A 20,047-nucleotide genomic window follows, 5' to 3' on the forward strand; every position below is an offset into this window, starting at 1 on the left:
ACTTTTATATATTCACCAAAAAAAGAGGCGAGCCAAAGGTCACCTGAAAGGAGGAAATGAAATCACCTGTAAAAAATCGCACTCTATGTTAACAACTAAGAAAGTATCCTTCAATCCTATACTGTCTGTCTTGTCCATTTTGAAAGCAAAACAAAAAAAGAGCTCCGCTGTTGCGAAGCTCTTGGCGTTTGGCGGAGAGGGTGGGATTCGAACCCACGGTACGGGAAGCCCGTACAGCGGTTTTCGAGACCGCCTCCTTAAACCACTCGGACACCTCTCCAAGATGATATCCTGATCATACAGTTGTATATTGTACAGGAGAAATGGATGTCTGTCAAGGGAAAAAGAGAAAGAGGAATTGCCGTGAGTTTTGTGGATATGAGCGGCAATCAGGATTTTTCCTGCATTTTTTGTTCTTTTTTCCGGCGGCGGAGTTCTTTGAAGAAAGAAGTCAGGATGGTGCTGCATTCTTCTTTCATGACTCCGGTGATCATTTCGGTTTGGTGATTGAACCGCCCGTCCTGAAGGATGTTCATCAAGGTTCCGGCACATCCGGCTTTCGGATCTTCTGTCCCGTAGACCACGGTGTCGATGCGTGCTTGGATGATGGCGCCGGCACACATGGGGCACGGCTCCAGGGTGACGTACAAGGTGCAATCATTTAACCGCCAGCTTCCCGTTTTCGCGGCGGCCTCGCGAATGGCGATCATTTCCGCATGGGCGGTCGGGTCATTTCCCGTTTCCCTGAGATTGTATCCGCGTCCGATCACTTCCCCGTCTTTGACAATCACCGCCCCGATCGGGACTTCGCCAATTTCTCCCGCTTTTTTCGCTTCGGCCAGCGCTTCTTTCATATACGTTTCATGATCCATTCCGGACTTCACCTCCTTTGTGGACCGCCCGTGCAAAAAAGGACCTGCTTTTTTTTTGCAAGTCCCAACCCATCCCATTTTTCCCTATTGTGTTGTCTGCTCTCCTCCACAATCGGAACAAATTCCGTAGATCTCGAACTTGTGTCCGGTAATGGCGAAGTTTTCCGGCTCTCCCAAAATGGAATGCATCGGGCAAAGCTGGATGGCACGGGTCCGTCCGCACTCCGTGCAAATGATATGATGATGGTGTGAATCCCGGTCACAGTGAAAACGATACCGCCTTTCCCCGCCCCATTCCGTTCCTTCGATGATACCCAACCGTTCAAAAAGGGAAAGGTTCCGGTACACGGTGTCAAAACTGAGCCCGGGAAAATCCTCCTGCATTTGGTCCAACACTTCTTTGGCCGTTAAATAGCGGCCTTCTTCCCAAAAAATATGCATCATGGTTTCCCGCTTGCCGGTGTATTTATATCCATTTTTTTTCAGCACTTCCAATGCCTGTTTTAAATCCATCCCTCTCTCTCCTATTTTCCACCATTACTTTCCCTTTATTTTATAATAAATTCTTCCCGTTTTCCTCGTCATTTTTTTGAAACACAAAATAAAAAGCCAAATGATCAGCGAAACGATGACAATGGTTCCTCCCGAAGCCCAGTCCAGATAATAAGCGGCAATCAGTCCGCTGAATACGGCCAACTCCGAAAAAAGCACCGACCAAAACAATGCTTCTTTAAAGCTTTTCGCCAGTTGCAACCCGGCCGCCACCGGAAGCGTCATGAGGGCGGAGACCAATAAAATCCCGACCACCCGGATGGAAGCCGTAATCACGAGCGCCACGATCACCAAAAACAAAAAGTGCAAGGTTTTGCGGGGAATGCCTGTTAAAACGGCATGTTCCTCATCAAAGGCAAGGGCAAACATCTCTTTGTAAAAGATCAGGATGAATAAGACCACGATTCCCCCGATGGCTGCCATAAAGCCCAATTCCTCACGGGTAACGGCCAGGATATTTCCGAACAAATACCCGGCGATATCGACATTGAAACCGTCCGCCGCACTGATGAGCACGACGCCCAATCCGATTCCGCCCGACAACAAGATCGGGATGGCGATTTCTTCAAAGGATTTGTACAAGCGGCGGATTTGTTCCACCAAAACCGAACCGGCGACGGCAAAAGCCATGCCGACATAAAGCGGGTTGACCGCATAAAAAAGCGGCAGCTCTTTTTGCAACAGCATTCCGGCCGCCACCCCCGACAGTGTGATATGGGACAACGCATCGGCAATCAAAGACATGCGCCGGACCACCAAAAATACGCCGACAAGCGGTGAAATGAACCCGATGATGATTCCGGCATAAAACGCGTTTTGCATCCATTCATATTGCAAGATCTCCATCATCATAGGAAAAAAGCTCTTCCCTCCCTGTCTTTCTCCGGTCAGACGCCCATCAGTTCATATTGATAGGCTTTGCTCAAAATTTCCTGCTGTCTTTGTTGAAACTCCCCGGGATCGCCGTGAAAGATCAAGCGCCGGTTGAGGCAGGCCACCTGATCCGCCAACCCGGACACCGCTTGAAGATCGTGATTCACCATCAGCAAGGTCAAACCCTCTTCCCGGTGAAGCCGGTTTAACAAATCATAAAACTGTCCGGTTGTTTTTTCGTCCACCCCCACGGTAGGCTCGTCCAATACAAGGAGCTCCGGTTCAGCCACCAATGCCCTGGCGATAAAAGCCCGTTGCTGCTGACCGCCGGACAGTTTGCCGATGCTCCTGTTTTGGACGGACGTCAAACCGACCAGATCGATGGCATTTTCCACCTGTTCGATATGTTCTTTTTTCAGCCGCCGAAATAACCCCAGTTTTCCATACAAGCCGGATTGAACCACTTCTTTCACCGTGGCAGGAAACATCGAATGGAAACTGTTCGCTTTTTGGGAAACGTAGCCGACATTCAGCCGGTCTTGCAGTTTGGAGACTTCCTCGCCTCTTACCCGGATGCGTCCTTGCCGGGTTTTTAAAAAGCCGAGCAGGCACCGGACCAAGGTCGATTTGCCCGATCCGTTTGGCCCCACGATCCCGAGGAATTCCCCTTCCTCCACAGTCAAATGGATATCTTCCAGTACGGGTTGTTCCGCATAGGCATAATGTAAATGCTCAATTTCAATCAGAGGCGTTTTCATCTGTAGAAGAAACCCCCAATGCTTTTGCAAGGTTTTCCTTATTTTCACGCATGACACTAAAATAATCCTTCCCTTGCTTCATTTCCTGTTCCGTCAATCCTTCCAGCGGGTTTAAAACCAGAACTTCGGCTCCGGCTTCCTTTTTCACCACATTGGCAATCCGGTTGCTGACCAGGGTTTCAAAGAAAATCACATCAATGTCATGGGATTTGACTTGTTCCACCACTTGTTGAAGTTCTTTGGGGCTCGGTTCGTCGGAAGGACTCAGTCCGGAAACGGCGATTTGCGTCAGTCCGTAACGCTTCGCCAGATAGGAAAATGAGGCATGGGAAACGGCAAACTCTTTTTTGGCGGCTTTCTCCGTCATGTCCCGGTATTCCCGGTCCAGTTGATCCAGCCCGGCGGCCAACGCTTCATAATTTTTTTCATAGTCCTTTTGGTGTTGGGGATCCAGCTGAATGAGGGCATCCAAAATTGCCGATGCCTGCTTTTTCGCCAACATCGGATCCAGCCACACATGCGGATCGGTTTGTCCCCCGTGTTGATCATCACGGAGCAGGGATATCGGTTTGGATGCTTCGACGATTTTGGTTTTCTCCGGATTTAACATCCGGCTCACCCGCTCGATCCACGGTTCAAACCCGCCGCCGTTATAAACAAATAAATCCGCTTCACTCATTTTGCTCATATCACGCGCTGTGAATTCAAAGTCATGCGGCTCAACCCCCGGAGGCACCAGATTGGTCACCACCGCATGCTCGCCGCCGATTTTTTTCGCAAAGTCGTAGAGCGGGTATATACTGGTATACACTTGTATTTTATCCCCAGGCTGTTTGGCCTCCTTTTCCGGGGTTCCCGCCGAACAGCCCGTGAGCGCAAGGACCGTGAAAAGAATCCAGCACACGGCGCTTTTCAGGTGTTTCATGTTATGGATCACCTTCTCAAGACAAAATTCGTTCACAGATCTTTTTCATTATAACCCCCTTAGACATCTATGTAAATCGTAAATATTACGATTTAAATCTTTTTCGTTCCAAAGGAGAATTCTTTTCAAAATGGATAAGTATGCGAATTATAAAGAATTGTCGGCACATCAGCAAATCGGAAAAGACTATACGATTCACATTCAGTATGCCCTTCCCGACATCGTGATTTTAGCCATTCACGGCGGGAGGATTGAAGCCGGCACCAGCGAAATTGCCCGGGGCATCGCCGGCGAAAGGTGGAGCTTTTATGATTTCCGCGGGAAAAAAAAGAAAAATAACCGGGATCTCCACATTACTTCCACCTGTTTTGACGAACCGCGCGCCTTGAACCTGGTGGTCCATGCCTCCCGTGTGGTCACGGTTCACGGAACCAAAGGCGACAAACCGTTCGTTTATCTTGGCGGCCGGGATGAGGCGTTGTTGAAAAAAACCCGGCTTTACCTGTTGGATGCATCCTTTCCGGTCGGTGTCACCCCCGGCCGTCTTAAAGGAACAGACCCGAAAAACATCGTCAATCGCGGCGCCCGTGGCAAAGGACTGCAAATCGAACTGACCCGGGGCATGCGTTCGGAGCTTTTCAAGGATTTGAGCCGGCCCGGAGGAAGTGAGCCTTCCCCCCGCTTTCAACCATTTGTGGAAGCGATCCGTTCCGCCATTCACAGTCTTCCCCAAAAAAAGCGTCCGGATTAATCCGGACGCTTTTTTTATGCTTTGCTCCATTTTAATTTGATTTGCTGCACGCCTTTTTTCAGCAACGGTTTTCCGATTTGAAGGTGGAACTGGGTGATCACAATCGCCGCGGTCATAAACGCGAGCAAAATATACATGCAGTGTTCCACGATCTCCATGTTTCCGCTGGACAAAATCGCACGCAATCCCTGAACGGTGTAAGTCATGGGCAAATAATCGTGGATCGTGCGGAAAAACGAAGGCAACAACTCCACCGGATATGTCCCGGCACTGGATGCCAGTTGCAGCATCAAAATCCCGATTGACAGGAAGCGGCCCACATTGCCCAAAAAGACATTTAACATATGGTTCAAAGCGATAAAGGTGATCGACATCACGATACTGAACAGATAGAGCCATCCCGGAAGTTCCGGCTCGATCTTCAGGCCCCAGATGATGGCCGTGATAAGCAACACTGCCTGCCCGATGCCGATCAATCCGGCGGCCGGCACGGAAAGCGGCTCTTTGCGGTGGGAAAACACTTGATACAAATCGACCACGGTAAACAGCAACATGGCGCCCACCCAGAGCGACAAAGAGATAAAATACGGGGCAAATCCGGTTGCATAGTTCGGTACATCATGATGAACATTTTCCTTTATCTGTACCGGATCGGAAATCACTTCTTCTTTTTGTTCCGAACCTTGAAGTTGGTCTTTGGCTTTATCCACCCCGTCACTCAAGCCTTGGGCCAACTCACTTTGTCCGGACTGGATTTTGCCCAATCCTTCCGACAGTTTTCCTGCTCCCGTTTCCAGCTGTCGGATGCCGCTGACCAGCTGTTGCTGTCCGTCAGACAGCTGGGAAGTCGCCTGAACCAACTGGCTCGCTTTTCCTTTTAACTCCTTGGCTTTCGCCACTGCCTGATCCACTTTTTGTGTCAACTGATTGGCATGGTCCGCCACTTTTTGTCTTTCGTTTAAAAACTCTTTCCAATGTTTTTCCCAGTCGGGGATTTTTTGGTCGATCTCGCGGAACCGGTTCATTCCCGATACGTTGCCCGCCTCCGCTTCTTTTAAAGACTCCTTCATGGAAAGAACCGACGGGTCTTGGGCCAGTTCCGGATGTTTTTCGATCAACCGGTTTAAATCCGCTTCGGTTTTTTGCAGATCCTCCGCGGCTTTTTTCACCGACCGTTGCCCTTCCGACAGCGGTGTTTTAAGATCCGGGGGATCCTCAGGCAGCGGAATCCTGGCAAGCTTTTGAATCTCATCATTCACTTGATGAATGATTTGTTGCGCCTTTTCCATATCCTCCATCGGAATCTTGTTGATTTCCTTCTCCGCTTGGGTTGCTTTTTGATTAAACAGTTGCAAATACCCGAGGATTTTGGAGGCGCCTTGATCCAACTTGGATAAGCTGCCGGTAATGGTTTCGGAACCGGATTGGGCATCCCCGGTTTTTTCCGCCAACAAGCCGGCCCCGTTTGCCGCTTTTTGCAATTCTTCCACTGAATCCGACAGTTGCGCAAAAATTTGTTCCACGTAAATTTTGCTTATCTTTTCATCCAGGTTCATCTCCAATTCCCGTTTGATGGAATCCCCGATCGTCCCGGACAAATAGTTGTTGCTCTTATCCACGTGATACTCCAACTGCCCTTTCAGCGGTTCCGGAGAATCCACGGAAACCACGGCTTGCGAGAAGTTCTTGGGGATGACGATTCCCATGTAATAGGTCCCTTTATCCAGACCTTCCTCCAGCTTGTTCCGGTCGGTCACTTCCCATTTCACCTTGGAATCCTTTTGCAGTTCCTCCACCAGTTCATTTCCGACATGCAAGTTCTCTCCGTCCCGAACGGCTCCCTGGTCTTCATTCACCAACGCCACCGGCAGGTACTCTAAATTTTCATAGGGATCATAAAACGCCGACAGGTAAATGACGCAGTAGATCAGGGGGATCAAAAGGATCCCGACCAAACCGAGGCGCATGGGCTTGGATGCCCATAACCGCTCCAAATCCTTAAAACCGGACAAAAACAAAAATTTGTTCTCTTTCCTCCTTTTCATCATTCCCCTCCTCACAGGGATCGCAAAAACTGACTGGTCAGTATAAATGATATTATACTACTCCTATTCGCATAAACAAGTATAATTTCCTTAAAAATATGGCGAATTTTTAATACTGCACAAAACAATGTGCTGGAGACTTTCAATCATTTGCGGAACATCTTTCTCGATTTGTTCGGAATCCAATTCTTCCAAACTATACAATTTTTGTAAAACCACCACGCTGGCCGCCCCAAAAAATGCACTGGCCGCTTCCGGAACATGCTTGACACAGAATTCACCGATCTGGTTTCCTTCCTCCATCACTTTCTCAATCAACTTCAAATATTCGCCAATTTTAATCCGGAACTGATGTTGCCTTGTTTTCGTTCCGAACGCTTCGCTCAACAACAGCTTGGCCAATTTTCCGTTTTGCACATAAAAATGAACCTGATTCTCCACCAATGCCAACAATTGATCCGTCGGCGACTCGTGTAAATCCACATTCCGCTGTGCACTGTCAATCAGCTTTTGGACGCCTTCATTCATCAAACCGACAAACAGTTCTTCTTTGCTTTTAAAGTGATAATAAATGGTTCCCTTCGCAACGCCGGCCGCTTTGGCGATATCATCCATTTTCGCCTGATCAAAACCGCTTTCCGCAAACACTTCAATGGCAGCTTTAAAAATCAAATCCACTTTTTCATGACGCATAAATAAGTCCTCCCAGTTTTCTGTCAATCCGATACAAACCCATTTAAAATCAGTATACGCTAAAACAATAATATATTGAAGTAATCAAACAGAAGTTTAGAAAAAAATAGAATCCCGTCTCCATTTGCGTTATACTACAAATAGATTTTCATTTTTTATTTACCAGCCAAATAAGCTATGTCTTTTAAGAAGACTACATAAGGCAAAAAGAGTCTGTCCCCCACAGACTCTTTTTCCTGCAATCAGGGACCTTTTCATCTTGTTCCAAATCGCAAGGAATAAGGATAGAATATTCTATATAAATCATTTATACAGAACCTTTTCACAGGAGGGTGGTTGCATGTTTGACATCGCCATCGTCGGAGCCGGTCCAACCGGTGCAAGCGCCGCGATTTTCGCAGCCAAAGCAGGAAAGAAAACCATACTGATCGATCATGAAAAAACCCCCATTGGAAGAGCTTTGTTAAAAAATTATCCCGGTATCAAGGAAATCAACGGGGCTGATTTGCTGAAAACCATTCAGGAACAAGCCGTTTCGTTTGGCGCGGAATGGGTGAAAGACAACGTGTCCGACATCCGCAGAGAATCGGAATATTTTGTCATCGAAACTGATAACAGAGAACCCATCCAAGCCAAGCAAGTCATTCTGGCCACCGGAATGGTTGCCAAACTTGCCGACAAAACCGGCATCCAAACCAAGCCGGGAACCGAACCATTCATCAAAACCATCTTTGAAGTGGATGAAAACGGAAAAACCAATATTGATGGGATCTGGGCGGCCGGAATCTGTGCCGGCGCGAGCTTCCACACCGTCATTGCCGCCGGGGACGGAGCCCGGGTCGCCATCAATGTAATCAGTGAATTAAACGGGGAAAGATATATGGATCATGATGCCCTCCCCAAAAAGTAAAAACGAAAGAAGGCATCTTCCCAACCTCCCGGAAGGTGCCCTCTTTTCTTCACTTGGCCAAGTATGACGTCAGCATCCAAATGTGTTTTTCAAGGTTTGTCCGTATGTCGGTCAACAAATCGGCACTGGAATCATCTTCGGCGCGTTCCGCTTCTTTGATGCCTTTTTTTGCCTCGTCCACCACCACTTGGAAATCTTGAATCAATTGCTCCACCATTTGTTCAGCGGTTTCGTTGCCCACCGCTTCTTGGATGGTGGCATGATCCAAATACTCTTTCATGGTGCTGAGCGGAATGCCTTTGATGGCCAAAATCCGTTCTGCAATTTCGTCAATGTAAGATGCCGCTTCTTTGTAGAATTCCTCGAATTTGGCATGGAGTTCAAAAAACTTTTCTCCTTTGACAAACCAATGATAATGATAAAGCTTAAAATAAAGAACGCCAAAATTGGCCAGTTGCTGATTCAAGGTCTTATGCAATTCTTGCATCATCATCCCTCTTTTCCATGCGAAGTCCACGTCCCTATTTTTTTTCAAAACGCGTTTTATTATGCATGGATGAAGGAATTTCCGGCCAAATACACCTTTTTCGGCCATCCGCAATATCTGGACATTTTTATTCCCAAACGTTATAATGAAGATTGGATCATTAAACATTGAGCGCCCGTAGCTCAGCAGGATAGAGCAGCGGTTTCCTAAACCGCGTGTCGGAGGTTCGAGTCCTCTCGGGTGCACCAAGCCGGACAGGATGCAGGGTTTCACAGTTAACCGTGAAAATTCCTGATCCGTACGTACAGCCGCCACTTTACCATGCAATTGCCGGTAAAGAAAGGCGGCGTTTTATTTTATGAGAAGCCGGTAAGCCGACCGTCTGAATAAGAACCGATGATTATTGAAGAAAATTCGATGATATGGTATATTTAGGGTATCGAAATATTTTAACCGTGTGATTGCGGATTTTCACCCGCGTGCCGGGGGTTCCAATCCTTCCGGTGCTCCAGGAAACGCGCTGACTCTGTTGTGGAGGGCGCATTTTATTTTGCTTTAAAAAGAAGTCGCCGATCGGGGCCGGCTTCTTTTTCATTACATGATAAAGGAGTGATGGTTTTATATGGAAAATGACAAGCTGTGGACGAAAAATTTCCTTTTTTTATTTTTGTCCAATTCTTTCGTGTCCCTAATTTTTTACTTATTGATGACCACCATGGCCGTTTATGCCGTGAAACAGTATCATGCCTCCGAAAGCTCGGCCGGACTGGCTGCGGGGATTTTTGTCATCGGGGCATTGGTTTCCCGGTTGTTTGCCGGAAAATACATTGAAGTGATCGGCCGAAGACGCCTGCTTTTGGGAGGATTGTTTTTTTACCTGATTGCCACCTTGTGCTATTTTCTTGCTGATCATTTGATTTTGTTGCTGTTGATCCGTTTTCTTCACGGAGCTGCTTTCGGGTGTGCTTCGACGGCCATGCAAACGGCGGTCATGGACATGATTCCTCATCATCGGAAAGGTGAAGGCATTGGTTATTTCACCTTGAGCACCACCGTGGCAACCGCCATCGGTCCGTTTCTCGGCCTTTTCATTTCCCAACACGCGGATTACCAAGTGATCTTTGAGTTTTGTGCACTCTTTTCATTCCTTTCCTTGCTCTTCGCTTTTTTTGCGGACATTCCTCAAGTCTCCGTCACCGAGGAACAGCTGCAGGCGATGAAAAGCGGATTCAGCTTCTGGGATTTTTTTGAAAAGAAGGCTCTTCCGATTTCTTTATACATGGTTCTCATCGGGATCACTTACTCCGGCATCGTTTCGTTTATCAATTCTTATGCCATCGAAGTGAATTTGACTGAGTCTGCCGGCTTCTTTTTTATCGTCTATGCCGTCATGCTTCTGATCTCGCGCCCTTTTGCCGGGAAACTGCTGGACTTGAAAGGGGAAAACATGGTTCTATATCCGGCCATCATTTTGCATGCGCTTTGTTTCCTGTTCCTCAGCCAAGCCCGGAGCGGATCCGTTCTGCTGTTGGCAGGTGCATTGCTTGCGCTTGGGTTCGGCGCCCTCATGTCCTGTTGCCAGGTGGTTGCCATTAAAGAATCCCCCAAGCACAAAGTCGGTTTGGCCACTTCCACCTTCTATTCTCTGGTGGATGGCGGCGTGGGCATCGGCCCTTACTTGATCGGGATCGTCATCCAGTACATGGACTTCCGGAGTATGTATTTGATGCTTTCATTCCTTGTTCTCCTGTCGATTTTCCTGTATTTCATCTTGCACGGCAAAAAAGCCGCCTTAAGAAAAAAACAGCAACAACGCTCCCAACAAGCGGCCTGATCCACCCGGGGGAAACCCCGGCTTTTTTCTGCCATGGGGCTGGATCCCCGGTTCCGGTAATACACGGCTGGAGAAATTCGGGCTATCAGGGATACAAAAAAAGTGTCGCCGGAGCTGAAATACCGGCGACACTTTTTTATTGATCCGCAAGTTTTTCTTTTCGTTTCATCCATCCGTAAAACGGCAAACCGGCCAAAGCAATGAGGATGGTGATCACGGCTCCTTCCAAGTCGTGGGTCAGCATACTGAAGACCACAAACAAAGAACCGATAATCGCCAGAACCGGAGTCACCGGATAAAGCGGCACCCGGTAATTCCCTTTTTCGCGAACCCATTCCGGGTCTCTTTTTCTCAGCAAGAATACGGCAATGAAAGCCTGGATGTAGAAAATAAAAATAGCAAAAATGGCGATTTCCGACAAACGATCCGGGTCACTCAACACCATGAACAGGACAGCCAGCAGGATTTGCAACAAAATCGCGCGGATCGGCGTGCCAAATTTGGGATGTACCTGCGACAAGAAGTTTCCTCCCGGCAGCAGGCGGTCATTGGCCATGGCAAACGCAAGCCGGGGATAGCTTAAAATTTTCCCGTTTAAACCGCCAAAAATAGAAATGATAATACCGATACTGATGATTTGTTGTCCGACCTCTCCAAACAAGAGACCGGCTGCCGTCCCCGCTGCATTTTCACCCAACGCTTGAATCTGGCCGGCCGGCATGACGGAAAGCAAAGCCAGATTGACCGCAAGATAAGCGACAATAATGACTACCAAACCGAGACTCAGCGCCTTGGGAAGGATTTTCGCCGGGTTTTTCATTTCCCCCGCCACTGATGAAGCCGCAATCCAACCGTCATAAGCAAACATGGCGGCAAGCATGGCAGCCCCCAGTCCTTCTTTGCTTCCCCCGAAGGTTGCGGAAGAAAAGATGTCGCCGGAACCTTGCCACAATCCAAATGTGGAAATCAGGACAATGGGCACCAATTTGGCAATCGTGGTGATCACTTGGATGATTCCGCCGTATTTCACGCCCAGACTGTTGACGATGGTCAGAAAAAGCACGGTTCCAATGCCAATCCACAGATGCCAGGATTCAGCCAAAGATAAATAATTCCCTGTCAACAATCCGAAGTAAAGCCCCATGGATCCGATCAGCGCCGGCTGATAAATCACCGTCTGCACCCAGCCGCTTAAAAAACCGGAAAACCTTCCGTATACGTTCTCCAAATAAATATAAAGCCCGCCGGTTTTGGGAATCCGGGCACTCAGCTCGGCAATGGTCAGGCCCGCGGCCAGCATCAATAAACCGCCCAATAACCAAGCCAATAAGGCCAGAGAGGAGTCCCCTCCCACATAATCCAGCACCGTACCGGGCTTGACGAAGATTCCCGAACCAATGACAACTCCCACCACCAAGGAAATCGCAGGCCAGAAACCGAGATCCTTTTTCAACTTTGTTTCTTGATTTTGCATCGTTTCTATCACCGTCCGATAAAGTACAATCATGCTCCATCCATTATAACGCCATTGCTTTAATGAAGTAAATTATTAATATAAAAAAGAACGGTGTTATTTTATGCCAAAAAACGCGGGATTGAATTCATTCCCGCGTTTATTGGATCACCACTTTATACCGTTTCATCCATTCATTGATTTGCCACCAGTAAGCCAACAAGGCCGGCACGTTCATCAATTGACCAAACCAAGGCAAATGCAACTGGGTCAAATCCTGATTCATGAAATTTTCGACTTCCTTTGGATCCAATAATTGAAATAACGGCGCCGACGGGTCATCCAGGATTTCGCGAATTTGTTTTTTCATCAGGCGCAAATAATCGGGATGATGGGTCTTGGGATAGGGGCTTTTTTTGCGCTCAACAATGGGTTGGGGGAGAACCTCTTTCATGGCATAACGCAGTAATCCTTTTTCCCGGTTTCCATGCTTTTTCATCGACCAGGGGATGTTCCACACATATTCCACCAAATGATGATCACAAAACGGCACGCGCACTTCCAAACCGAATGCCATGCTCATGCGGTCATTCCGGTCCAGCAAGGTGGGCATCCATCGGGTTAAATTCAAATAAAACATTTCCCGCATCCGTGCTTCCCGGGTGTGATCTTCACAAAAGCGCGGAACTTCCGACAAGGCTTCTTGATACCTTGCTTCCACATATTCCAACAGATTCACCCGTTCTTTTATTTCCGGGGAAATAAAAGGAAGCCGTTTTTCAACCAAGCGCGCCCAAGGGAACGTATCGGCATTCACCATCTCTTCCCGGTGAAACCACGGATACCCGCCGAACACTTCATCCGCGGATTCCCCGGAAAGAACCACGGACATTTCTTTCTTGATTTCTCTGGCAAAAAGGAGCATGGAAGCATCGACATCGGCCATCCCCGGCAAATCCCTTGCCTCCATCGCTTGGATGATACTGCGAAACAGTTCATGATTATCCAGTAAAATGGTATGGTGCTCAGACCCGATCTCTTCCGACATCATTTTGACCCAAGGGGGATCGGCATTGGGCTGAAATTCATTGACATGAAAGTATTTTTCATTATCAATATAATCCACCGAAAAAGTATGCAACGGCCCCCGGTTTTCTTCTTTATAAACCTGTGCCATGCATGTCGCGATGGCACTGGAATCCAATCCCCCCGACAGCATCGTGCCCACAGGAATATCCGAAACCAATTGCCTTTTCACCGCATCCCGGAAAAGTTCGCGCACTTTTTCGGCCGTGGTTTCCAGATCATCTTCATGCTCGCGGCTGGTCAGCTCCCAGTAAGTCCACGTTTTGAGGCCGTTCCGGTCATAACGGAGCATCTGTCCGGGACGCAATTCATGAATGTCTTTAAACACTCCGCATCCCGGGGTTCTTGCCGGGCCTATCACCAAAATTTCGGCCAACCCTTGATCATCCAATACCGGTTCCACTTCCGGATGGGCCAGAATGGCTTTCAACTCGGATCCGAACAGAAAAGCATCTTTTGTTTTGGTATAAAAGAACGGTTTTACCCCCAACCGGTCCCTGGCCGCAAAACAAGCCTGCTTTTTTCCGTCCCAAATGACAAAAGCGAAAATTCCATTTAAATGCTTGGGACAATCTTCCCCCCATTCCAAGTACGCCGTCAAGATCAATTCCACATCGGACCGGGTCTCAAAGGTATGCCCCAATGACCGGAGTTTGAGGCGGAGTTCCTCCATGTTGTAGATTTCGCCGTTATAATTAATGACAAATTCATACCCATCCACTTTTTTCACCATCGGTTGGTTTCCGCCTTCCGGGTCAATCACGATCAGCCGCCGGTGTCCCAAAGCGGCATGTTCGGAAAACCAAAACCCTTCTCCATCCGGTCCTCTGGATTGGAGCGTTTTATTCATCCGGCGTAAAATTTCCCGTTCCCGGGTCAAATCCCTCGTAAAATCTATCCATCCGGTAATTCCGCACATGGACATCCCCCATTTTTCTGATAAAGTGTCTTCTTCTCATACTATGTAGAAACCCCGGAAAAGTGCCCATAAAAAACAGAAAAATATTCAATATCGGGAAATGTCTTATTTTGTGTTATGATATAATTGGTCTTTTTAACCAAATTCTCGCCCAAAGGAGGGATACCTGTTGATTTTCAAATCATTAGCCAGCTTGGGAATCGGAGCCGCACAAGTGGACACCCGCCTGAACCAAGAAACTTTTTACGCCGGCGATTCAGTTCAAGGCGTTGTATTTATACAAGGCGGACAAGCCGAACAACAAATTGACGATATTTATTTGTATCTGGTGATTCATTATTTAAGATACAATAAAAAAGTCTCTTACATCCTGCAAGAATACCAGTTGTCCAAATCCTTTGTCATTCAAGCCAATGAGACCAAGGAAATTCCTTTTCAGATTCATCTGCCGATTGTCACACCGATGTCCACAGGCAGTTACCCCATTTACTTAAAAACCGGATTGGACATCAAAATGGCCATCGATCCCAGTGACGAAGACCTGATTGAGGTGCTTCCCCATCCAACCGTGCAAAATTGCCTGAAACAAATCGAGGAGTCGGAATTTATTTTGTATCAGATTTATAACCAATATGATCCGGAAGCCAAGCCTTTCGGTTTTCAACAAGTATTCCAATTCCGGCCCATCGGGCGTTACCACGGTTATATCGACGAGTTGAATGTGGTTTTCAATCTCTCTGACAGCGAAGTGTTGATGAACCTGGAAATGATCCGGGCCAATCAGTCTTTTTACACCACATTGTCCTGGAATCCTCACGAACTGGGACAGGTTTATGTCAACGGACAACAAACACTGACCAACCCCACCAACAAATTAAAGGAAATCCTGAGCCGAAAATTGGTTTAACCCGCAGGGCGATGCCCTTTTACCGGACTACATCGCCCTTTTTTTCGGCGGTGTTATGTTGTTCGACCAAGATGCGGGAAATGCGCCACTGGTCCATTTCTTTGACCGTGAACACAAATCCCTCAAACTCCACTTGATCCCCGACGCTCGGCACTTTTTCCAGCTTGGAAAACAACCAGCCCCCGATGGTGTCATTATCTTCGTCCTCAATATGGATGTTAAAATAATTGTTGATTTCTTCAATCAACAACCCGGAATCAATCAGGATGCCTTGTTTTTCTTTTTGGAAAAATGGCCTTTCATCATCAAATTCATCTTGAATCTCGCCGAAAATCTCTTCGATGATATCTTCCGTGGTAACCAGCCCGGATGTCCCGCCAAATTCATCGATAACAATCGCCATTCCTGTTTTCTTTTTCTGCAATTGGCGAAGCACATCCTTGATTTCCATCGTTTCCGGCACAACGACAACCGGGCGTACCAACGCCGTTAAATCGGGCTTTCTTCCTTCCACCAGTTGCTCATAAACATCCCGGATGTGAATCAGTCCCTGGATATTGTCTTTGTCATATTTGCACAAAGGAAAACGGGTGTGATGAAACTGCTTGATGATGTTCAGATTTTCTTCGAGCGGTTTTTCCACGTACATACAATGCATTCGCACACGGGGAACCATCACTTCCCTGGCGACGCGTTCGGTGAAATCAAACACATTGTCAAACAGCTTGAGTTCGGTCTGGTCAATGAAACCGCTGCGATGGCTTTGAGCAATCAACATGCGGATTTCTTCTTCGGTATGCGCTTGTTGCGTTTCGCTCGTTCCGACGCCAAATCTTTGGAGAAACCAATTAGCGGACTGGTTCAACAAAAAAATAAACGGGCGAAACAACCTGTAAAATCCGTGCAGAAAAACAGACGTCCATAAAGTGATCCGTTCCGACTGGCGAATGGCAAGCGATTTGGGGGCCATTTCCCCGATCACAATATGCAAAAAGGTGATCAAGGAAAAGGCAATCGCAAAAGAAATTGTATGAATCAGAAGTTCCGGAATCCCGACCCAACGAAAAAAGGGCTCCAAAGACCGTGCGATCGCCGGTTCCCCGATCCATCCAAGCCCCAAAGACGCCAAGGTGATTCCCAATTGAGTGGCCGATAAATATTCATCCAGATTGGACAAAACCTGTTGTGCAACTCTTCCCCGCTTGGTGTCAATCTGCGCGATCCGGCTGGAACGGACTTTCACAATGGCAAACTCGGAAGCCACAAAAAAACCGTTTAACAAGACAAAGATGAGGACCAACAAAAGATAAAAAAGATGGCTGATAAGCTCCTGCATAACAACTCCTCCACCTGAAGCGGACCACTTTTTCTTAGTATGTCCCGTCTTTTCATAAATAAATTTGCTATCATAACAAAAGAAACGAAACGATACGGAGGGTCATCATGCCATACCATATTTTGGTCATCGAGGACGACGCTGATATTCAGGAGCTGATTCGTGAATTTTTAACGGTTCAGGATTACTATGTCGATGTGGCCGGTGACGGAAAAGAAGGAATCCAAAAATTTATGGAAACGAATCCGGACCTGTTGATTTTGGATGTCATGCTCCCGGAGATGAACGGATATCAGGTATTGAAAGCCATCCGCCGACAATCCGGTGTTCCCGTGATCATGCTGACGGCTTTGGATGAGGAAGCCGACCAACTGAAAGGATTTGAGCTGGGGGTGGATGATTACATCACCAAACCGTTTTCTTTTCATATTTTGATCAAACGCGTCGAAGCCGTGCTGCGCAGAACCTATCAGACAGCAGAGTCAACGCGAAAATTAAAGTACCAGGAAATCACATTGGATTTGGACGGCTATAACGTTTATGTCGGCAAGCATCAAAAACACTTGACGACCAAGGAATTTGAAATTTTGCAAACCCTGATGAAACACAAAGGGAAAGTGTGTTCAAGAGAGCTTTTGCTCAACAAAGTTTGGGGATTTGATTATTACGGAGATCCCCGGGTTGTCGACACCCATATCAAAAACTTGCGCAAAAAATTGGGGGTCCCCTACATACAGACGGTAAAAGGAGTGGGCTACAAGCTTGATACAGCATAAAAAAAGCATTACCCTGAAAATTTTTTGGATCACCAGCCTGCTGATCGCTCTGACCACCAGCATCCTGTTTGCTGCCTTTTATTTTTTGTTGCCTTCTTTTTATTATGAATACAAGATCAATAAATTAAACCACGGCATCGACCAATTGTTGGCCGATGTTTCGGAGGTTCCCGTTTCCCAAGCACAAAACCTTTTATACGAATTCACCCATGACTACAACATCCATTTGCTGATCCGGGATCAACAGGGAAACATGATTTCGATTCCGTCTTCCTCTTCTCCTTTGGTTAAAATCCCGTACCGTAATAATTACGAAAAGGAAACAGATGGCATCCCGCCGATCCGGATCATCGAAAAACCCATCTCCTTTCAGGACGGCCGGTTTATCGCCATTTTTGTCGCCACCTTGCAGCCTATCGATGAGGCTTCCAATGCCATTTTGATGCTGATGCCGTACATGGGTTTTTTTGTCCTGTTGATCTCCATGGTTGGTGCATTTCTCTACACCAAACTGATCACCCAACCCCTGCTTAAAATTAATCAAGTGGCCAAGCGAATGGCCAAACTGGATTTCAGCCAGAGGTTGGAAAACCGGTCCGATGATGAAATCGGGGAATTGTCCCAGAGCCTGAATGAATTGTCGCAAAATCTCAAACAAACGATGTCCGAATTGCAACAAGCCAATGCGAAGTTAAAAAATGACATTCAACGCGAAAGGGAACAAGAAGCGAAGCGGAGGGAATGGATGGCGACCATTTCGCATGAATTGAAATCACCGATCACGGCCGTGATGGGGCAACTGGAAGGCATGATCCACCAAATCGGTGTGTACAAAGACCGGGATAAATATTTGCGCCGATCCTATTCGATTATCAAAAACATGGAACAACTGGTAAAAGAAATCCTGGAAGTCTCCAAACTGGAATCGGATGCATTTCATCCGCTGAAAAAAACCGTTTCTTTATCAGGCATGATTCAATCCGTCATCAAAAGGCTGGAATTTTTCCGCGAGGACAAACAAATCCGATTTGACGTGAACATCGAGCCGGACCTGTTTGTCACAGCCGATCCCGGCTATCTGCAAAAAGCGGTGGCAAACATCATCCACAATGCCATCAACTATGCTCCTTCCGGCGAAACCGTCCGGATTTCCCTTGCACAAAAAAACTCCCATATCGAATTTCACGTACTGAATACGGGAGCCTCCATCCCGGAAGCCGAACTGCAAAAAGTCTTCGAACCCTTTTACCGTTTGGAAAAATCCCGAAACCGAAACACCGGGGGAAGCGGTTTGGGGCTTTATATCGTGAAACAGATTTTGGATATCCATTCGTTCCCTTACCAGCTGACCAATGAAGAAAACGGCGTTTTGTTTACGATTCATTTTCCTTTTCCTGAACAAAATGAATAATTCCATTCTTTCTGCCGGACCGGGGCAATGCCAAACCCGGTTGTTTTCTGCCGGCAAAGTGAGACCGGTTCCACGGAAAAAAGCCGGATGATTACAACATCCTGTCAAACCAAAAACAGTTTCAAAAAAAGCTTTCAACCTTTGAATAAACCATCTTTTCCCTTGGTACAGATTTTTTAATGCATTTAAAACAGCTGATCCCGATGCCGGCCCATCAACATATCCACAACTTTATCCACATTATCCACAACATATAGTGCAATTTCGGAACAGCATGCTTTTCAACCCCAAAACAAGAACATACGTTCCTATTTCGCCGAATATATGATATAATAATAAAACAAAACCACTTCCAAAGGAGCCGATGGAATGCATAATCCATGGCTGATCTGGGCTGCCCGTATCATTGAAGAAACCCTTCCCTTGGTCCAAGAACAACTATCCCATAATCAAAGCGTGATCTTGAAAATGGAGAATATGTTTGAGGAATTAACCTTCAAAACTTCTTCTTCCAAAAACCATCATTCATAATTATGCATGTGTCTTTTTTATGACCCTTTCCATAATAATATTTCGAATCAACCGATGATTCGTTATAATGAAAATGTAAGATTTCAACGGGATTGAATCACGGGAAAAAACCGATACCCTCCGGTGAGTCGCGCTAAAAAGCCGGCTCTTTTTTTTCATTCAGTATGTTGTATAAAAATAAAATTTATCAACATATCCACAATTTTATCCACACTATCCACAACATCTTGTGCTAATATAAATGTTAAGATTGATAAAAAAAAGAGGAGGTTTCCCCCTCCCACTTTGATCATATTCAGCTTTTTGTCGGATTGTCTCAAACTTCAACCTGAACTTCTTTCCAATTGCTTTTGTCCGTACTGATATAGAAGCGGCTGGCTTCATGTTTTTTGGGAAACAAGCGAATCAGAGATTTTATGTATTCGTTGGCGGATTCTTCGGTCTCAAATCCGGCGGGGTATTCATGCGTTTTGATTTCCCCGTTTTTTTCAGTTTCAATTTTTAAGTAGAACATTCTTTACCCTCCTTGTTTTAAATGTTGAATGAGATTTTAACATTTGATCAAATCATTGTGAAAACTATATCTTTAATTCTGAATTTACATGAATCAGGCCGTTGGTTCAATCCTTTTATTTAAGAACCCCTGCTGATGAATGTCGATTCTCTTTCTATTTGATTAATTTTTTATGTTTTTTTAATGTTTTTTTCCATGAATGATATCTTTTGTGCATGAACAACCAGCAACAACATGGATCACACATCAAACGCATCCCGTAAAAATTTAACCTGGCAGTAAAGAAAAAGGTTTCGCTTTCCGCGAAACCTTTCTGTCCATTTGGCGGAGAGGGTGGGATTCGAACCCACGGAGGGCGTGAACCCTCGGCGGTTTTCAAGACCGCTGCCTTAAACCACTCGACCACCTCTCCAC

General features: G+C 46.6%; 19 protein-coding genes and 3 tRNA genes. 8 read left to right on the forward strand and 14 right to left on the reverse strand.

Going from position 1 to position 20,047, the window contains the following annotated elements; all coding sequences use genetic code 11:
• Positions 1 to 189: 189 nt before the first annotated feature.
• The 6 genes from FA954_RS01125 to FA954_RS01150 form a co-directional block, all read right to left on the reverse strand.
• Positions 190 to 280, reverse strand: a tRNA-Ser gene (locus FA954_RS01125).
• 109 nt (positions 281 to 389) lie between these two features.
• Complete coding sequence (gene tadA, locus FA954_RS01130; RefSeq protein ID WP_037996612.1) at positions 390 to 872, reverse strand: tRNA adenosine(34) deaminase TadA; 483 nt, start codon at positions 870 to 872, stop codon at positions 390 to 392.
• 84 nt (positions 873 to 956) lie between these two features.
• Positions 957 to 1,385 (reverse strand): Fur family transcriptional regulator, encoded by a 429-nt coding sequence (locus FA954_RS01135; RefSeq protein ID WP_037996594.1) that lies wholly within the window; start codon positions 1,383 to 1,385, stop codon positions 957 to 959.
• 24 nt (positions 1,386 to 1,409) lie between these two features.
• Positions 1,410 to 2,276, reverse strand: coding sequence for a metal ABC transporter permease (locus FA954_RS01140; protein ID WP_037996592.1), 867 nt, complete (start codon positions 2,274 to 2,276; stop codon positions 1,410 to 1,412).
• Positions 2,277 to 2,311: 35 nt separating this feature from the next.
• Positions 2,312 to 3,055, reverse strand: coding sequence for a metal ABC transporter ATP-binding protein (locus tag FA954_RS01145; RefSeq protein WP_037996590.1), 744 nt, complete (start codon positions 3,053 to 3,055; stop codon positions 2,312 to 2,314).
• A complete protein-coding gene (locus FA954_RS01150) occupies positions 3,036 to 3,980 on the reverse strand; it encodes a metal ABC transporter substrate-binding protein (protein WP_121874262.1) in 945 nt (314 codons plus the stop codon). Before FA954_RS01150 ends, FA954_RS01145 begins: the two co-directional genes overlap by 20 nt.
• Before the next feature lie 130 nt (positions 3,981 to 4,110).
• On the opposite strand from FA954_RS01150, the gene FA954_RS01155 reads away from it, so the two are divergent.
• On the forward strand, positions 4,111 to 4,731 hold the full coding sequence (locus FA954_RS01155) for a poly-gamma-glutamate hydrolase family protein (RefSeq protein WP_138614822.1): 621 nt from the start codon (positions 4,111 to 4,113) through the stop codon (positions 4,729 to 4,731).
• Between the two features lie 14 nt (positions 4,732 to 4,745).
• Here FA954_RS01155 and FA954_RS01160 read toward each other — a convergent pair whose 3' ends face one another.
• Both FA954_RS01160 and FA954_RS01165 read right to left on the reverse strand, forming a co-directional pair.
• Positions 4,746 to 6,776, reverse strand: a complete 2,031-nt coding sequence (locus FA954_RS01160; RefSeq protein WP_037996587.1) for a YhgE/Pip domain-containing protein — start codon at positions 6,774 to 6,776, stop codon at positions 4,746 to 4,748.
• Between the two features lie 90 nt (positions 6,777 to 6,866).
• Positions 6,867 to 7,469, reverse strand: a complete 603-nt coding sequence (locus FA954_RS01165; RefSeq protein ID WP_037996586.1) for a TetR/AcrR family transcriptional regulator — start codon at positions 7,467 to 7,469, stop codon at positions 6,867 to 6,869.
• Positions 7,470 to 7,809: 340 nt separating this feature from the next.
• Between FA954_RS01165 and FA954_RS01170 the strand changes: the two genes are divergently transcribed.
• Entirely contained in the window at positions 7,810 to 8,379 is a 570-nt protein-coding gene (locus tag FA954_RS01170) for an NAD(P)/FAD-dependent oxidoreductase (RefSeq protein WP_037996583.1), read from the forward strand.
• Positions 8,380 to 8,428: 49 nt separating this feature from the next.
• On the opposite strand, the gene FA954_RS01175 is transcribed toward FA954_RS01170, so the two are convergent.
• Positions 8,429 to 8,869, reverse strand: coding sequence for a Dps family protein (locus tag FA954_RS01175; protein WP_037996581.1), 441 nt, complete (start codon positions 8,867 to 8,869; stop codon positions 8,429 to 8,431).
• Between the two features lie 168 nt (positions 8,870 to 9,037).
• On the opposite strand from FA954_RS01175, the gene FA954_RS01180 reads away from it, so the two are divergent.
• Positions 9,038 to 9,114 (forward strand) — tRNA-Arg (locus FA954_RS01180).
• A 374-nt stretch (positions 9,115 to 9,488) separates the two neighbouring features.
• On the forward strand, positions 9,489 to 10,700 hold the full coding sequence (locus FA954_RS01185; protein ID WP_037996578.1) for an MFS transporter: 1,212 nt from the start codon (positions 9,489 to 9,491) through the stop codon (positions 10,698 to 10,700).
• Positions 10,701 to 10,836: 136 nt separating this feature from the next.
• Here FA954_RS01185 and FA954_RS01190 read toward each other — a convergent pair whose 3' ends face one another.
• Complete coding sequence (locus FA954_RS01190; RefSeq protein WP_037996576.1) at positions 10,837 to 12,174, reverse strand: APC family permease; 1,338 nt, start codon at positions 12,172 to 12,174, stop codon at positions 10,837 to 10,839.
• 139 nt (positions 12,175 to 12,313) lie between these two features.
• Positions 12,314 to 14,158, reverse strand: coding sequence for an asparagine synthase (glutamine-hydrolyzing) (gene asnB, locus FA954_RS01195; protein ID WP_037996573.1), 1,845 nt, complete (start codon positions 14,156 to 14,158; stop codon positions 12,314 to 12,316).
• A 169-nt stretch (positions 14,159 to 14,327) separates the two neighbouring features.
• On the opposite strand from asnB, the gene FA954_RS01200 reads away from it, so the two are divergent.
• On the forward strand, positions 14,328 to 15,065 hold the full coding sequence (locus FA954_RS01200) for a sporulation protein (RefSeq protein ID WP_049720756.1): 738 nt from the start codon (positions 14,328 to 14,330) through the stop codon (positions 15,063 to 15,065).
• A 19-nt stretch (positions 15,066 to 15,084) separates the two neighbouring features.
• On the opposite strand, the gene FA954_RS01205 is transcribed toward FA954_RS01200, so the two are convergent.
• Positions 15,085 to 16,401 carry a hemolysin family protein gene (locus tag FA954_RS01205; RefSeq protein WP_037996568.1) on the reverse strand — a complete coding sequence of 439 codons (1,317 nt, stop codon included), beginning with the start codon at positions 16,399 to 16,401 and terminating at the stop codon, positions 15,085 to 15,087.
• A gap of 104 nt (positions 16,402 to 16,505) precedes the next feature.
• On the opposite strand from FA954_RS01205, the gene FA954_RS01210 reads away from it, so the two are divergent.
• The 3 genes from FA954_RS01210 (at position 16,506) to FA954_RS13575 (ending at position 19,119) form a co-directional block, all read left to right on the forward strand.
• A complete protein-coding gene (locus tag FA954_RS01210; RefSeq protein ID WP_175413221.1) occupies positions 16,506 to 17,177 on the forward strand; it encodes a response regulator transcription factor in 672 nt (223 codons plus the stop codon).
• Entirely contained in the window at positions 17,164 to 18,588 is a 1,425-nt protein-coding gene (locus tag FA954_RS01215; RefSeq protein ID WP_121874264.1) for a sensor histidine kinase, read from the forward strand. The genes FA954_RS01210 and FA954_RS01215 overlap by 14 nt, the downstream gene beginning before the upstream one ends.
• Before the next feature lie 369 nt (positions 18,589 to 18,957).
• The gene (locus tag FA954_RS13575) at positions 18,958 to 19,119 is read left to right on the forward strand and encodes a hypothetical protein (protein ID WP_156473336.1); all 162 of its coding nucleotides are present in this window, start codon (positions 18,958 to 18,960) and stop codon (positions 19,117 to 19,119) included.
• A gap of 316 nt (positions 19,120 to 19,435) precedes the next feature.
• Here FA954_RS13575 and FA954_RS01220 read toward each other — a convergent pair whose 3' ends face one another.
• Positions 19,436 to 19,633: a hypothetical protein gene (locus tag FA954_RS01220; protein ID WP_037996561.1), complete on the reverse strand. Its 198-nt coding sequence runs from the start codon at positions 19,631 to 19,633 to the stop codon at positions 19,436 to 19,438.
• Positions 19,634 to 19,955: 322 nt separating this feature from the next.
• A tRNA-Ser gene (locus FA954_RS01225) sits at positions 19,956 to 20,045 on the reverse strand.
• Positions 20,046 to 20,047: the final 2 nt, after the last annotated feature.

The organism is Thermoactinomyces vulgaris (genome assembly GCF_005886755.1).
Classification (GTDB): Bacteria; Bacillota; Bacilli; order Thermoactinomycetales; family Thermoactinomycetaceae; genus Thermoactinomyces; species Thermoactinomyces vulgaris.